The organism is Sporosarcina sp. FSL K6-5500 (assembly GCF_038005665.1).
GTDB classification, from domain to species: domain Bacteria; phylum Bacillota; class Bacilli; order Bacillales_A; family Planococcaceae; genus Sporosarcina; species Sporosarcina psychrophila.
In genome coordinates this window covers 1,346,610-1,361,802 of the sequence record NZ_JBBOTP010000001.1, presented here as the reverse complement: position 1 = coordinate 1,361,802, position 15,193 = coordinate 1,346,610, and the positions used below count along the sequence as shown (strand labels likewise).

Sequence of the window (15,193 nt, the reverse complement as noted above, 5' to 3'; positions counted from 1 at the left end):
TCAGATTATCTGTAAATAAGAAAAAAGGTACACAACCTAAGTACACCGATTCCTGCGGCGATGGTTGCATACCTGCATCCTACAGTCTATTTTACACAATTTCTACTTCTTTTGCGGATTCTTTCTCTAATGTCTCAAGGCGACGGTCCATTGATGACGTTTCGTACTCACGTTCAATCTTTCCGCCAAGGTTTTCGATATACTTTTTCATATCGCCAACTGATGCCATTTTACTGTCTGCATTTTCAGGAGAGATGATTTGATCCATCCGGTGATGGGCGCGGGTCACATTCTCTTTCCCCATCAATTGCAGCTGACGAACTTTCATATCTTTCACTTTATGTTTCATTTCCTCGAATTTACGCTCCAGTGAAATTAATTCATAAGCCGTTTCCATAACGCTTTCCGAAAGTTCTGCTGCACGCGTATCGTACGCAGCGATTTCCTCCTCGGCAAATGCGATTAAGTCTTCTTCACCAGCAGTTTGTGCAAGTTCAAGCTGACTACGACGTTTTTCTGACATTTTTTCAGCTTCTGCCAACTCTTTCTGCAGTTCTGTTTTTAGTTTGCTTTGACGTTCAAGCAATTTCCCAATTGATTCGGTCTGTTTTTCTGCCTCGCGGATGTATTGATTTAACATGGCAATTGGATTTTTGCTTTCCTTTTTGTCGAGCACCGTGTGAAGATCTGCTTGTACCGAGTATTTAAATCTATTCCAAAGTGAGTTCATAGTTAGTTCCTCCTCATTATTTTGTAATTTCATTCCACTGACGTTCGAAGTTTACGAATGGATCGTCAGTAGGGTTATTGATGATGTTACTGTTTTCTGAGCCATGCCATTTACGCCAAACATACAGAACACCGACTAAAGCAATGATTCCGATGAATGCCGGTACATTTGCTATTGCTGTTAACAAGCCAATGACAAGTACGCCTCCCCAGAACAATTTCGAGATTGTGGAAGTGCTCTTTCTGAAGTAATGGAACCCCGCGTATGCAATCAATGCTGAAAATGCAAGTGCGAGAAGTGATCCGAGATTCGCAAGGGCAACGATTGCTGCTGTAATACCAAGTGCTGCAAGACCTAGTTTTTTCATTTGTTGTTCCTCCTTTCGTTTGTAGCTTAATCTTATAACGATTTCCGGCTCGTCCAAACGGGCGCTAAGCGGATTTCCACCTAGGACTTGAGGCTGATTCGATCTAAGTCATACTAGATTTTGTAAGTGTTTTCATGTATTCTATTATTATAAGAAAAGTTAATTAATTCGGATAACGGGGTGTAGGTATGAAAGAGGTTGTTATTGTTCAGGGGGTTAGAACTGCGGTAGGTAGGAGAAAAGGGAGCTTTTCGGTCTACAGACCTGATGAACTTGCGGCTGTGGTACTTGAGGAACTTATGAAACGCGCAGGGATAAATAAAGAAGACGTGGAAGACGTCATTCTTGGTTGTGTTACCCAATCAGGTGAACAAGGTGGGAATATTGCTAGGACAGCAGCGCTCATCGCCGGATTCCCAATACATGTACCTGGTGTGACAATTGACCGGCAATGCGGATCGAGTCAGCAAGCTGTTCATTTTGCGTCACAAGCTATTCTGTCTGGGGATATGGATATCGTCATTGCAGGTGGAGTTGAAAGTATGACGCGTGCACCAATGATGTCCAATATGGGAGATGCAAAACCAAGTACAAAGCTCCTAGAAAAATATGAAATCATTAATCAAGGACTATCAGCTGAACGAATTGCTGAGAAGTGGGAACTGTCACGGGAAGAACTAGATCGCTTTTCATTCGAAAGTCACCAAAAGGCGATTCACGCAATTAATGAAGGGAAATTTGAAGAAGAAATTGTTTCTGTTGAAATCACGAAAGAAGATGGCACAACAGAACTATTTTCTAAAGATGAAGGCCCTCGTCCCGAATCGACAACAGCAGTGTTGGCAGGATTACGGACGGTCTTTGATGAAAATGGCGTAATTACAGCGGGTAATGCAAGTCAAATGAGTGACGGGGCATCTGCTGTACTCCTTATGTCACGCGACAAAGCGGACGAACTTGGCGTGAGGCCGATCGCACGCATTGTTGCACGAGCTGTTGTTGGCTCTGATCCGACGTTAATGCTAACTGGTCCAATTGAAGCAACACGGAAAGTACTTGAAAAGGCCGGTCTTACAATAGAAGACATGGATACGTATGAAGTGAACGAAGCATTTGCACCAGTGCCGCTTGCTTGGCTGAAAGAAACGGGTGCTGATTCTACGAAATTGAACCCGAACGGCGGCGCCATCGCACTCGGTCATCCACTTGGCGCGACAGGCACGCGATTACTGGTGTCGATGATTCACGAATTAAAACGGACTGGCGGACGTTATGGGCTACTCGCAATTTGCGAAGGAATGGGTATGGCGAACGCGACAATTATTGAACGTATTTAATTTCATCCAGTGAGGGGCCAAACCCCTGCTAAATGAAATTTAGTTGTATTCGATTAGGGGGATTTAGGTGTGGAAATGGAAAAAGTAACGGCAATCGTGACAGGTGGAGCATCCGGTCTTGGGGAGGCCACTGTAAGGAGGATAGTAAACGCCGGAGGGAAGGCAGCTATCTTCGACAGGAATGAAGAGCGTGGACAAGCGCTTGCAAGAGAGCTTGGAGAGGAAAGTGTTTTATTCTTCAAAACGGATGTTGCGGATGCGGAAGAAGTGGAAGTAAACGTTGCTTCCGTAAAGGAGAAGTTTGGAGAAGTAACAGCCGTTGTTAATTGCGCAGGTATTGCGACGCCTGGGAAAGTGTTGTCGCGTAGCGGTCCGATGGTGCTTGACCAGTTTGAACAAGTCATTCGAGTAAACCTGATAGGCACATTTAATGTAATTCGTGTTGCGGCGGCCGCAATGCAAGGAAATGAGCCAAACGAAGAAGGGGAACGTGGGGTTATTGTGAATACTGCTTCCGTTGCTGCTTTCGAGGGACAAATTGGACAGGTTGCATACAGTGCTTCAAAGGGCGGCGTTGTTGGAATGACATTACCGATTGCACGTGAACTCGCGGCATTCGGTATCCGAGTGATGACAATTGCACCGGGTCTTGTAGAAACGCCGTTATTCGACGGGCTACCGGAAGCCGCACGTAATTCACTTGCTTCAATGGTACCGTTCCCGAAACGACTTGGGCGACCAGATGAATATGCAAAGCTTGTTGAAAGTATATTTACTAATACACTGCTCAACGGTGAAGTAATTCGGTTGGATGGTGCGATTCGGATGCAACCAAAGTGAGTTGGAAACAATGGTTCGCCGATAAACATGGCAACTCAAACACGTTCCAAAGCACATGTTACAAAAGGAGGGGCTAGACCGTTGGCGAGATACAGATTTGAAATGGATGAGCACGTCATGTTTCGAGATTCACTTCGGAAGTTTCTTCAGAAAGAAGCAGTTCCGCACTACGATAAATGGGAAAAAGATCGGCTTATACCAATCGCATTTTGGAAAAAACTTGGGGAGATGGGGTTCCTCTGCCCGCAAGTGGATGAAAAATACGGAGGGCTTGGTCTGGATTTCAGCTTTAGTGTAATCATCGGGGAAGAACTTGAGCGTGTAGGCGCGGGTCTCACAGGGGTAGGCTTGCACAATGACATCGTTGTTCCATATATTGAATCGTTCGGCACAATGGAGCAGAAAGCGCGCTGGCTACCTGGTTGTGTAAGCGCTAACAATATTGCCGCTATTGCAATGACAGAGCCAGGAACAGGATCGGACTTGGCTAATATCTGGACGACGGCAATTAAAGATGGGGACCATTACGTCGTGAATGGTCAAAAGACGTTTATCACAAACGGTATTAATGGGAATCTTATACTCGTTGCTGTAAAAACTGACCCATATGCCGAACCGAAACATCGTGGCGTCAGTTTGCTTATTATAGAAGAAGGTACGCCAGGTTTCACAAAAGGTCGAAAACTCGATAAAGTAGGGCTGCATTCGCAAGACACGGCGGAATTGTTCTTTGAAGATTGCCGTGTACCTGTAACGAACTTAATTGGCGAAGAAGGAAAAGGATTTAGCTATCTAATGGAGAAACTACAGCAGGAACGGCTTGTTGTTGCGATTGCCGCACAAACGGCATCAGAGGATATGCTAGAAATGACACTTGAGTATGTAAAATCGCGGAAAGCATTTGATAAGCCGATTGGTTCGTTTCAAAACACGCAGTTTAAACTTGCTGAAATTGCAACGAAAGTGGAAATTGGAAAAGTGTTTCTAGAATCACTTATCGAAGATCATCTAGCGGGAAAAGATGTCGTCACAAAAGTATCGATGGCGAAATATTGGCTGACTGATACGGCGCGAGAAATTTCGGCAGAATGTATGCAGTTGCACGGTGGGTACGGTTATATGGAAGAATATAAAATTGCGAGACGTTACAGGGATATCCCTGTGGCATCGATTTACGCAGGGACGAATGAAATCATGAAAGTCATCATCGCGAAGAATATGGGCTTGTAGAAATTAGGGTTGCTTAATAAGTTGATATAAAGAATACCATTGAATCTGTCTTGGCGCTCGGCTACCCTTTTAAGGCGCATACACTCAGTTTGTACACCGTATTCAATACTGCAAACTGTATAAGTAGGAATAACTTGGTTTCGTAGGGCATATTATTCTTCGGGACCATATGTGACGTATACCTACTATTATTATGCACTGATTACGTAAAAAATATTCTACATGAAAAGGGGCGAGATTAGTATGATGCAAACACCACTATTATTATCTTCCTTTATTAAACGAGCAGAGCAATATTTCCCTAACAAATTAATTATTTCACGAACAGGAGAAAACTCGATTCACCGGATTCCATATCGTGAGTTCGCAAAAAGAACACGCAAACTGGCGGATGCCCTGACGAAACTTGGGATGGTGCACGGAACGAAAGTTGGATCGTTTGCTTGGAATCACCATCGACATTTAGAAGCGTATTTCGGTGTGCCGGGAACTGGTGCCATCCTTCATATGATCAATATACGATTATCTCCGGAACATATTGCATACGTTATCAACCATGCCGGGGATGAAATCCTGCTTGTCGATGATAATCTCTTTCCGCATCTTGAAAAACTTGCGCCTTATCTGAAAACGGTGAAACATTATATCATCATGGGAGACAGCACTGAAATACCTGAAACATCACTCGAAAATGTCCATTCGTATGAAGCACTCCTAGCTGAAGCATCTGAAGACTTTGTATTCCCGGAGGATCTCGATGAGAATACGCCAGCTGGCATGTGCTATACATCCGCTACGACGGGCAATCCGAAAGGAGTCGTCTATACCCATCGCGGACTTGTTCTGCATAGTTATGCGCTAGGACTAGCTGATGCTATGGGCTTATCGGAGAGAGATGTAATTCTGCCAGTCGTGCCAATGTTCCACGTCAATGCATGGGGAATGCCATTCGCCGCGGTCTTTTTTGGTACAACACAAGTCCTGCCGGGGCCAGGCTTAAATCCGAAGCTGCTGCTGGACTTGATCGAGCAGGAGAAGGTGACTGTAACAGCGGGAGTTCCAACAATTTGGCTAGCAGTACTGAAGGAGCAGGAGGAGAGCCCGAGAGATTTGTCGTCACTTAGAGCCGTTGTAAGCGGTGGTTCAGCTTCACCAAAAGGATTGATCCGTGCATTCGAAGAAAAACTAGGTGTACCGTTCATAGTTGGTTATGGCATGACTGAAACATCGCCACTAGTCAGTCTATCTGTCTATTCATCAGGGATGACCGATTTGACAATGGATGAGAAAATCGATGTCCGTGCACTTCAAGGGATGCCGATGCCAGGTCTTGAAGTCCGTATTGTTAATGAAGCCGGAGATGCGCCTTGGGATGGTAAAACAATGGGCGAATTAGCTATTCGGGGACCTTGGATTGCAAGCGAATATTACAATGATGAGCGTACAGCAGAAGCCTTCCGTGATGGCTGGCTATTCACAGGCGATATCGCAGTTATGACCGAGTTCGGCTATCTTAAATTGATGGACCGCACAAAAGATTTGATCAAGAGTGGAGGCGAATGGATTTCGTCTGTTGACTTGGAGAATGCGCTAATGACGCATGAAGATGTTTTTGAAGCGGCAGTGATAGCAATACCGCATGAGCAATGGATTGAACGTCCACTGGCGTGTGTTGTCTTGAAAGAAGGGAAGGTTGCTGACGAAGAGATGAAACAGCGGTTGCTAACCTATTTGGCAGGCCAGTTCGCTAAATTATGGGTACCGGACGATGTTGTCTTCTTGGATGAAATCCCGAAAACATCCGTCGGTAAATTCCTGAAAGCCTCATTACGTAATCAATTGACGGAACATTATCAGCAAGTGTAAAACACACAAAAAGGGGCCGTAACCACACTGGTTTGGTCTTTTTTTCATTTCAACGTATATAGATCCGTTTCAGGCCTTAATAAGCTCCGCAATGAGAACAGTATAGTAAATTAACACACGTGTTGATTTACTAGAAATAACCAGAAAATAACTTAATCAAATACTAAGCATCCCCCGTACAGTTGCTTAGATTGCTTTGGATCGAACGACTCCTATATCTTTACCGGGGTATCTTAATCTATAGGGATGCTACTCGTCGCATCCCTATAGATTTTTTCGGTAATCGTATGGTGGTCGTTCATCTGTCGCTCTCTAAAGGTGCAAGTACATGAAGTGCGAAAGCTTTTTTGGGACGAAAGAATAGTGGGCTTGTTACCTGGATAAAGGCAGTCAACCGAACAGCAAAGGGTTCGGTTTGTATAAGTCGTAACTAGCCACACCTGTCTCACAGAAAAACTATCGTGATTATTTTAGCCGAAAGCGAGCCGGAAAAGTACTAGTCCAAATGAAAAAAATCGCGCCTACCTTAGAAGAATATTATGTGAGGAAATGGTTAATCAACAGACGTGATTAATTAACCTATATGTGTTGAATTAAAGAATCCCATTGAATTTACTGTGGCGCTAAATAAGGAGAGAGTTTTAATTCGAGGTGTGGATTGTAGAACGCTTGGTGCTTTGCGGATGCCTTTGCCGGGCTTGTTCATTATCGTGAGAAATGTGATTTTAAGATGTATATGCGAGGTTATAAGGTGATTACTAGTTGATACTACTTATATTCAAGAAAGACGTGCCTTAGCTTGCAAACTTCATCACAGATAATGAAATGCTCTTTCTCACATAGACCATCTAGCGAAGGCGCGTCTTCGTGGTAGCCGGAGTGATAAGACTGAAAGGGATCTTCTTTCTGGCTTATCGCGGGAGGCATCCACAAAGCGTCGGAGCGGTATTTGTAGGAGTTCTATTTCATTCCAAGTATCAGTACTTTTCAGCGGCCTCAAAAAAGCCTTTGTAAAGCGCATATGCCGTATTCATTTGTGCAGCATATATAGTATGGTTTTAGTACTTGAATAATCAACCAGATAGTTAGTACTTTAGTGAATCGTATTCCTGATATTCAGTATAAATATAACTTACCAGACTATGGATTATATATAGCTTGGTGGGTAGTGTATAACTTCATTGATCATTGTGGAGGAATTGTTAACTGGGGAGGAAATTGTGGATATCTATCTTTAGAATTTGATTAATAACCCAAAAAGATGATTTCCGATAGAAAATTCTGAAACTATAAACATTTTTTCGAGTTATCAACTGATGACTGTTGATAACTCGGCACTTTATGACGTTATCAACAAAAAGCGAACAAGTCTCTAGAATGATTCAAGCGGGTAATACCGACGTAGAATCATAGGGATGGACTCTTTTGCATAAAATAATTGATAAGAAAGGCAACTTCTTCTTATAAAGGAACGTCTATTCATTTCACGAAGTCAGTTTGCACTTGCATTCGGTATTTAGTAAAGTAATAGTTGGTGGGGGCGAAGCGTGGAAAATTGGATTACTGAATTTATGGACCAGTTTGGCTATTTTGGTGTGTTTTTATTAATCATGATTGAGAATGTGTTTCCACCAATACCATCTGAAGTTATTTTGACATTCGGTGGATTCATGACGACTTATTCGGATATGACTCGAATGGGTGTAATCATTGCAGCAACGGTCGGATCAATTATTGGGGCGATGATTTTGTATAGTATCGGGTTATTTCTCGATGTGGCACGCCTTGAGAAAATTGTTGATCGGTGGGGTGGCGTTTTACGTCTTACTCGAAAAGATATCCGTAAGGCCGATGCATGGTTCGACAAATATGGTCCGTGGACAGTGCTACTCTGTCGCCTAGTTCCACTAATACGGAGCCTAATCTCGATTCCAGCAGGTATGTCGAATATGAACTTCCCGCTATTCATTTTACTTACAACAATCGGTAGTCTGATCTGGAATACGGCACTTGTTATGATCGGCGCAGCAGTCGGCGACAATTGGCAATCGATTGTTCATTATATGGACATCTATTCGAACGTTGCGTACGCACTGCTAGCAATTGGCGGAATTGTGAGTTGCTTTTGGTATATTCGCTTCCGTAGAAAGAGAGTGTAACTAACTTATGGAATTATTTGATTTGATTAAAGCGTTAATACTTGGATTTGTTGAAGGTATGACGGAGTTCGCACCTGTATCATCGACGGGTCACTTGATCATTGTCGATGATATGTGGCTGAAGACAGAAGAGTTTTTAGGTAAATATCCCGCGATTACATTTAAGATTGTTATCCAGCTAGGATCGATTTTAGCGGTTGTCGTCGTATTTTGGAAACGTCTTTTTAGCCTAGTCGGACTTTATAAGATTGATGGTAAAAAGATGAATTCACGTTTCAATTTAGGGCATGTCATTATCGGTATGCTTCCGGCAGTCATTCTTGGATTTGCGTTTAAAGATCTGATTGATGATTATTTATTCGGAGTGGAAACGGTTATTTTTGCCTTGGTGGCAGGGGCTATTCTTATGATTGTGGCTGATAAATTTGGTCCAAAAAAACCGAAAGTACTAACGTTGGATCAAATCACATACAAACAGGCATTCTCGGTTGGTCTTGTCCAATGTCTGTCATTATGGCCAGGATTTTCGCGCTCAGGCGCCACGATTTCGGGTGGTGTACTGTTCGGCATGAACCATAGAACGGCGGCAGATTTCACGTTCATAATGGCTGTTCCAATTATGATGGGTGCAAGTCTTGTATCGGTTTTGAAAAACTGGGAGTACTTATCAATGGATAATCTGTCGTTTTATATCGTCGGATTCATCAGTGCATTCATCTTTGCGCTTATCTCGATTCGCTTCTTCTTGAAGCTCATCTCACGCGTCAAGCTTGTACCGTTCGCAATTTACCGACTTATATTAGCAGCTGTGCTAGCGGTTATTGTGTTTTTATAAGAATCTGAAACGACTCCTGCACATTGGTGCGCGGGAGTCGTTTTTTTGTCTTTGCAATGCAGTCTGAAAATATCTGATCTACTTATAAATTGGTGATTAATTACTGTTCGAACCTAGTTTTTCCGAAATCCTTCTACCTGTTTCCATAACTTTTTCAATAAGGAAATCCATCCGATTTTCAGTCAGATTGAAACTGACGAAGCCTATACTGATTGCCCCGACAACTTCTCCTAATCCATCAACAATGGCCACCGCGACAGAAGAAGTACCTTCCGTCCTTTCACCGTGACTCGTAGCATATCCTAGTTTTTTTATCTGTTTTAGCGTTACTTCTACTGGAGCCAATTGTTCGATAGGCAACAGTTTCTTCAAAATGTCCGTGGACTTAAAAGAAGGCATATTGGCAAGCATCGCTTTATTAGCCGCACCGATATTCATTGGAATGCGCAAACCGAGTTGGTCATAAATCCGGATTGTATTATTTTCACTATCTATTCTCTCTAAAATAATTGCTTCTAATCCTGCGGGGCGGCTTAGATAGACACTTTCATCTACTTCATGGCTCAAACGTTCTAGCTCTGGCCTTATTTTAGTGACATAATCCATCGAATCATACACTTGCAAACCGTATTCTAACCAAATCGTTCCGAGCCGATAGCATTTCGTACGCTCATCCTGCTCCACCATACCTTGTTTAATCATCGCTTTCAGCAATCTATGCATTGTACTGAGTGGTAATTCGCATTGCTTGGAAAGGTCTGAAATAGACACTCCGTTTTCTGAAGTGTGTGTAGCAAGAGTTTTGGCTACGATCATAGCGCGGTCAATTGATTGCATTTAAAGCACCACCTATCATATAAATAACTAAGTAAAATTCATTACTCTGAAAAAAAGAATTAAAAGTATTTGAAATACATTGACATTGTACCATGAAGAGAATATATTTTATATATAAACTTTCCGTTATTCGGAAACGTTTTCCACTATGCGGAAAAGGGTGACGTAAATTGACTTATTGTTCATCAATGTACAGTCCATTAGAACGGGTGATTGTAAAGCATCCAAATGAAGCTTTTCAAAATCAAAATCATCTCGCGGATCAATGGAAAACATTCAATTACCTTGAGGAACCGAATTTTAAAGAGGCGGTTCGCGAGTATTCGAATTTTATAGGGATTCTTGAAAAATATGTCCCACAGATTGATTATTTACCTGCATCGCCTGAAGTTGGTATGGATTCGTTGTATGCACATGATCCGGTGAAGTTTACGCCAGCAGGAGCAATCATTTTGAAATCAGGTAAAAAACTGAGACAACCGGAAGCGGTAGTATATAAAAAGTTTCTTGCAGAAAGAGAAATTGCTATTGTTGGTGAGTTGACTGGAGACGCAGTGTCAGATGGCGGTGATATTGTTTGGTTGGACGACAAGACACTTGTTGTAGGCCGTGGATACCGTACGAATGATGAAGCAATCCGGCAATTGAAAGAAATGACAGCGTCTTTCGTCGACGAATTCATCGTCGTTCAACTACCACATGATCAAGGAGAAGCGGAATGTCTGCATCTTATGTCGTTCATCAGTATGGTCGATCGTGATTTGGCAGTCGTGCATTCACCACTAATGCCTGTTTTTTTCCGGCAGTTGTTGATTGAACGAAAAATCCAGCTAATTGAAGTTCCGAAAGATGAATATGACACACTTGGTTGCAACGTGTTGGCACTGGCACCACGGGTTTGTGTAATTGTTTCTGGAAACGCTTCCACGAAAAAACAATTGCTCGATGCTGGAGCTACAGTTTATGAATATAAAGGTGAAGAAATAAGTGTAAAAGGGACGGGTGGTCCAACGTGTTTGACTTCTCCCGTAGTAAGAAACTAAAAATGAGGAGTGGAATGGGTATGTATTCAAACGTAATTGTTAAAACACCTGGGGAAAGCTATTTGAATGGATTGACGACTTCTGATTTAGGAAAGCCCGTATTTGAAAAGTTACTAGAACAGCATAAAAAGTATGTTGAAGCGTTGGAAAAGTGCGGCGTGACTGTTACACATCTTCCAGCAAGCGAAGAATTCCCAGACTCGACATTTGTAGAAGATGCTGCCGTGTTGACATCTGATTTCGCGGTTATTACAAATCCAGGAGCGGAATCACGTAATGGAGAAATCAAGGAAATCGAAGCTACTCTAAAAGGATTTTACGAAAAACTTCACTATATAAAATCGCCAGGAACACTAGATGGCGGCGATATTCTTCAAGCGGAGAACAATTTCTATATTGGGATTTCTGAACGGACGAATGAAGAAGGAGCACTTCAATTGAAAGGGATATTAGAACAACAAGGTTATGAAGCTACGATTATTCCGTTAAAAGAGTTTTTCCATTTGAAAACAGGAATTGCTTACCTAGGAGATAACCGGATGGTCGTTGCGGGAGAATTTGTGGATCATCCAGCATTTGATTCATATGAAAAAATTGTTATAGGTAAGGAAGACGAGTATTCAGCCAACTGTATCCGTGTGAATGATTATGTCATTATTCCGTCAGGATATGAAGAAACAAAACGTAAATTTAATGAAGCGGGCTATGAAACAATCGAACTGGAAATGTCTGAAGTTCAGAAGCATGACGGTGGATTAAGCTGTTTGTCATTACGCTTCTAACCGTAATCGAAAAGTAAATGGGGAAAACAGGGGAGTGAATATCATGTCAAACAAAGGGGAACAACCGCAAGATAATCTATTAAAACGTTCTATGAAAAGCCGTCACTTGTTTATGCTCTCTCTCGGAGGAGTAATTGGAACCGGTCTGTTTCTGAATGCAGGCTATACAATTAATCAAGCCGGCGCGGGGGGAGCGCTGCTTGGATACTTATTCGGTGGTTTGATTTTATATATGGTTATGGTTTGTCTTGGCGAGCTGGCTGTCCATATGCCTGTGACAGGGTCTTTCCAAACATATGCAACGCGTTATATTAGTCCTTCGGCTGGTTTTTCACTTGGCTGGATGTATTTTGTAGGTTCGGCTGCCACTGCGGGAGTGGAATTCACTGCTGCTGGAATACTTATGCAACATTGGTTCCCAAATGTTCCGATTTGGATTTGGTGTTTGATATTTATGGTCCTCTTATTCTCTTTGAATGCGTTGTCGACGAGAGGATTTGCAGAAGCTGAATTCTGGTTTGCAGGTATTAAAGTCCTTGCAGTTATTTTGTTCCTTATCATTGGGTTTGCGGCGATTTTTGGCTTCATTCCTATGGAAGGTCGTTCAACACCCTTCTTAACAAATTTAGCTCCTACAGGGTTATTCCCAGCGGGCATCGCGATCGTGTTTGTGACGATGATGAACGTTATCTTCTCCTATCAAGGTTCGGAGTTGGTTGGAATTGCGGCAGGGGAAACAGAAAATCCTGAAAAGAACATACCAAAAGCAATCCGAACCATAATTTTTAGAATTGTCATTTTCTATATCGCTTCGATTATTGTTTTATCGGCTATTTTTCCTGCATCCGAACTTGGTTTACTTGCCAGTCCGTTTGTGACATTGATGGAAATTGCCGGCGTTCCGTACGCGGCGGGTATTATGAACTTTGTTATCTTGACGGCGATTTTGTCAGTGGGAAATTCGTGTTTATATGCGTCAACGCGACTTCTATGGGCAATGTCAAACGAAGGGATGGCACCTAAGATGTTCGGGCGATTATCGAAAAATAGAGTACCGCTCAATGCACTTATCTTCACAATGTCGTTCTCCCTCTTATCATTATTGACAAGTGTGATGGAAGCAGAGGCAGTGTTCGTATTACTCATGTCGATTGCAGGAATAGCTGTCACAATTTCGTGGATGGGGATTGCGACATCTCAATTGATGTTCCGTCGTCACTATTTGAAAGAGGGCGGAAAATTGGAAGACCTAAAATATAAAGTCCCTTTCTATCCTTATGTCCCATTGTTTTGTATCGCCTTTTGTCTTCTTATTCTCGTCTTTTTGGCATTCGATCCAACACAGCGGATTGGGTTATACTACGGGGTCGGATTTTTAGTTGCATGTATGCTGTTTTATAAATTCAGGTTGGAAAAAAAGAACAAGGTTAGTGTTGAAACCGAAGTGAAACCTGTAAATTAAAGGAGAATTATTATGAACCAATTACTATGGGGCACACCCTCTACACTTCGGTCACTGTTATGTGAACTCGTTAACTGGGACAGCCGTACGTTAACTGAAGGGGAGAATACATTTGCTCCCAAATTAGAGGCGAAATTAAATGAACTAGCGTATTTCATAAATAACCCGAATCAGTTGGCACTTCACGATGCAGGGCTTGGTCGTCAAGCTGTCACTGCTTTGTACAAGCATCCCGAAGCAACAGAAACGATTGTTCTTATAAGTCACTTCGATACCGTATGGACTGAAGAATATGGTGTGTTGGAGCCGTTTGCATTTTATCCGGAAATGCTGACGAAAATGTTGTCTGAACCCCAGCATAATGCTGATCTTCCGGAGGATGCACGCATCGACTTGGAGACCGGAAATTACTTGTTTGGTCGAGGCACAATGGATATGAAAATGGGGCTTGCGCTTCATATGCAACTCATTGAAAAAGCCAGTGTTGAAAAATGGCCAATCAATCTATTATTAGCTACCGTTCCTGATGAGGAAGTTAACTCAGCAGGGATGCGTGCTGTAGTGAAGGAGCTTGTCCGTATTCGTGAGGAGCAAGGGTTAACGTATAAACTATTTTTAAATAGCGAGCCATCGTTTTCCCAAAACCCAACGGATATTGCTGAATATGTTTACTCGGGTACCATCGGGAAAATCATGCCCGCTGCATTGTTCTATGGCAAAGAAACGCATGTCGGCGAGCCAATGAAAGGTATGACTGCGAACTATATTGCTTCATATCTGACACAACGGATGGAATGGAACGAATTATTCCGCGAGACGGATCTTGGAGAAAGTACGCCGTTGCCGGTTTCATTGCAACAAAAAGATTTAAAGCTTCAATACTCGACGCAAACGCCTTACCGCGCAGTAGCATTATATAATGTTTTCCTGATGAAGCGTACGGCATCGGAAGTGATGGATTTGTTCGAACAAGTGGCACTTGAGGCAATGGCAGCGTGCAACGATAGCTACAAGGTTATTTGTGAACGAGAGCAAGTGAAAGGCGTAGGGGAAGTGAACGTTTTGCGTTATGAACAGCTCCTTGAACATGCTTTGCTAAAATTAGGGGAAAAAGAAGTGGATCGCTTGAAGCAAGAAGTACTCCATAACGAAGAGTGGGATGATCGTGAAAAATCGCTTCGTATCGTCGATAACTTGATGATCCAATGCCAGGAACTTGCGCCGGCAACTGTCCTTCTTTATGCACCACCTTACTATCCAGCCATTAACTCGTCGGATAACCCGCTTGTCATCCAGTCGATTGAATTGATGAAGAAAACAGCGGAAACATTTAATAATACAGTCGAACAGATTCATTACTTCAACGGTATCTGTGACCTAAGTTATGTTAACTACGATGACGACACAAATGGCTGGGCTGCATTCGAAAGCAATACGCCGGTATGGGGCGAAACGTATAGCATTCCATTCACTGAGATGGCCCAGTTGAAAGCGCCCGTGTTCAATGTAGGTCCGTTTGGGAAAGATGCACATCAACGGACGGAGCGTTTACATGTCGACAGTGCTTTTGTGGAAATGCCTGTTATGCTGGAAACGCTCGTGAAGAGCATGTATGTCACGAATGAAAGTTTGGAAACATGTACAGGCTAATATAACTGAAATGTGGAGACCTTCGGAAATAGTGAAGGTCTCTATTTATTGTCTG

General features: G+C 42.7%; 13 protein-coding genes. 10 read left to right on the top strand and 3 right to left on the bottom strand.

Features of this window, described 5'->3' with window-relative positions; all coding sequences use genetic code 11:
- Positions 1–91: 91 nt before the first annotated feature.
- Positions 92–730, bottom strand: coding sequence for a PspA/IM30 family protein (locus MKX62_RS06170; RefSeq protein ID WP_067213554.1), 639 nt, complete (start codon positions 728–730; stop codon positions 92–94).
- Positions 731–746: 16 nt separating this feature from the next.
- Positions 747–1,097 carry a lmo0954 family membrane protein gene (locus MKX62_RS06165; protein WP_187046131.1) on the bottom strand — a complete coding sequence of 117 codons (351 nt, stop codon included), beginning with the start codon at positions 1,095–1,097 and terminating at the stop codon, positions 747–749.
- 188 nt (positions 1,098–1,285) lie between these two features.
- On the opposite strand from MKX62_RS06165, the gene MKX62_RS06160 reads away from it, so the two are divergent.
- The 6 genes from MKX62_RS06160 to MKX62_RS06135 all read left to right on the top strand — a co-directional run bounded on the left by MKX62_RS06160 (position 1,286) and on the right by MKX62_RS06135 (position 9,364).
- Positions 1,286–2,434 (top strand): thiolase family protein, encoded by a 1,149-nt coding sequence (locus tag MKX62_RS06160; RefSeq protein WP_340741051.1) that lies wholly within the window; start codon positions 1,286–1,288, stop codon positions 2,432–2,434.
- 75 nt (positions 2,435–2,509) lie between these two features.
- Positions 2,510–3,274, top strand: coding sequence for a 3-hydroxyacyl-CoA dehydrogenase (locus MKX62_RS06155; protein WP_370570018.1), 765 nt, complete (start codon positions 2,510–2,512; stop codon positions 3,272–3,274).
- Positions 3,275–3,355: 81 nt separating this feature from the next.
- Complete coding sequence (locus MKX62_RS06150) at positions 3,356–4,504, top strand: acyl-CoA dehydrogenase family protein (RefSeq protein WP_067213551.1); 1,149 nt, start codon at positions 3,356–3,358, stop codon at positions 4,502–4,504.
- Between the two features lie 243 nt (positions 4,505–4,747).
- On the top strand, positions 4,748–6,370 hold the full coding sequence (locus MKX62_RS06145) for a long-chain fatty acid--CoA ligase (protein ID WP_340741050.1): 1,623 nt from the start codon (positions 4,748–4,750) through the stop codon (positions 6,368–6,370).
- A gap of 1,547 nt (positions 6,371–7,917) precedes the next feature.
- Positions 7,918–8,529 (top strand): DedA family protein, encoded by a 612-nt coding sequence (locus MKX62_RS06140; protein ID WP_340741049.1) that lies wholly within the window; start codon positions 7,918–7,920, stop codon positions 8,527–8,529.
- Between the two features lie 7 nt (positions 8,530–8,536).
- Complete coding sequence (locus MKX62_RS06135; RefSeq protein ID WP_340741048.1) at positions 8,537–9,364, top strand: undecaprenyl-diphosphate phosphatase; 828 nt, start codon at positions 8,537–8,539, stop codon at positions 9,362–9,364.
- A 96-nt stretch (positions 9,365–9,460) separates the two neighbouring features.
- Here the strand turns inward: MKX62_RS06135 and MKX62_RS06130 are convergent, their stop codons facing one another.
- Positions 9,461–10,201 carry an IclR family transcriptional regulator gene (locus MKX62_RS06130; protein ID WP_067213547.1) on the bottom strand — a complete coding sequence of 247 codons (741 nt, stop codon included), beginning with the start codon at positions 10,199–10,201 and terminating at the stop codon, positions 9,461–9,463.
- Between the two features lie 188 nt (positions 10,202–10,389).
- Here MKX62_RS06130 and MKX62_RS06125 point away from each other — a divergent pair, with 188 nt between their 5' ends.
- The 4 genes from MKX62_RS06125 to MKX62_RS06110 are packed head-to-tail and all read left to right on the top strand — an operon-like array spanning position 10,390 to position 15,138.
- Positions 10,390–11,244 (top strand): dimethylarginine dimethylaminohydrolase family protein, encoded by an 855-nt coding sequence (locus MKX62_RS06125; protein ID WP_067214094.1) that lies wholly within the window; start codon positions 10,390–10,392, stop codon positions 11,242–11,244.
- Positions 11,245–11,264: 20 nt separating this feature from the next.
- A complete protein-coding gene (locus MKX62_RS06120) occupies positions 11,265–12,026 on the top strand; it encodes a dimethylarginine dimethylaminohydrolase family protein (RefSeq protein WP_067213546.1) in 762 nt (253 codons plus the stop codon).
- Positions 12,027–12,069: 43 nt separating this feature from the next.
- The gene (locus MKX62_RS06115) at positions 12,070–13,488 is read left to right on the top strand and encodes an amino acid permease (RefSeq protein ID WP_067213545.1); all 1,419 of its coding nucleotides are present in this window, start codon (positions 12,070–12,072) and stop codon (positions 13,486–13,488) included.
- A gap of 12 nt (positions 13,489–13,500) precedes the next feature.
- Positions 13,501–15,138, top strand: a complete 1,638-nt coding sequence (locus tag MKX62_RS06110) for a M20/M25/M40 family metallo-hydrolase (RefSeq protein ID WP_340741047.1) — start codon at positions 13,501–13,503, stop codon at positions 15,136–15,138.
- Positions 15,139–15,193 lie beyond the last annotated feature (55 nt).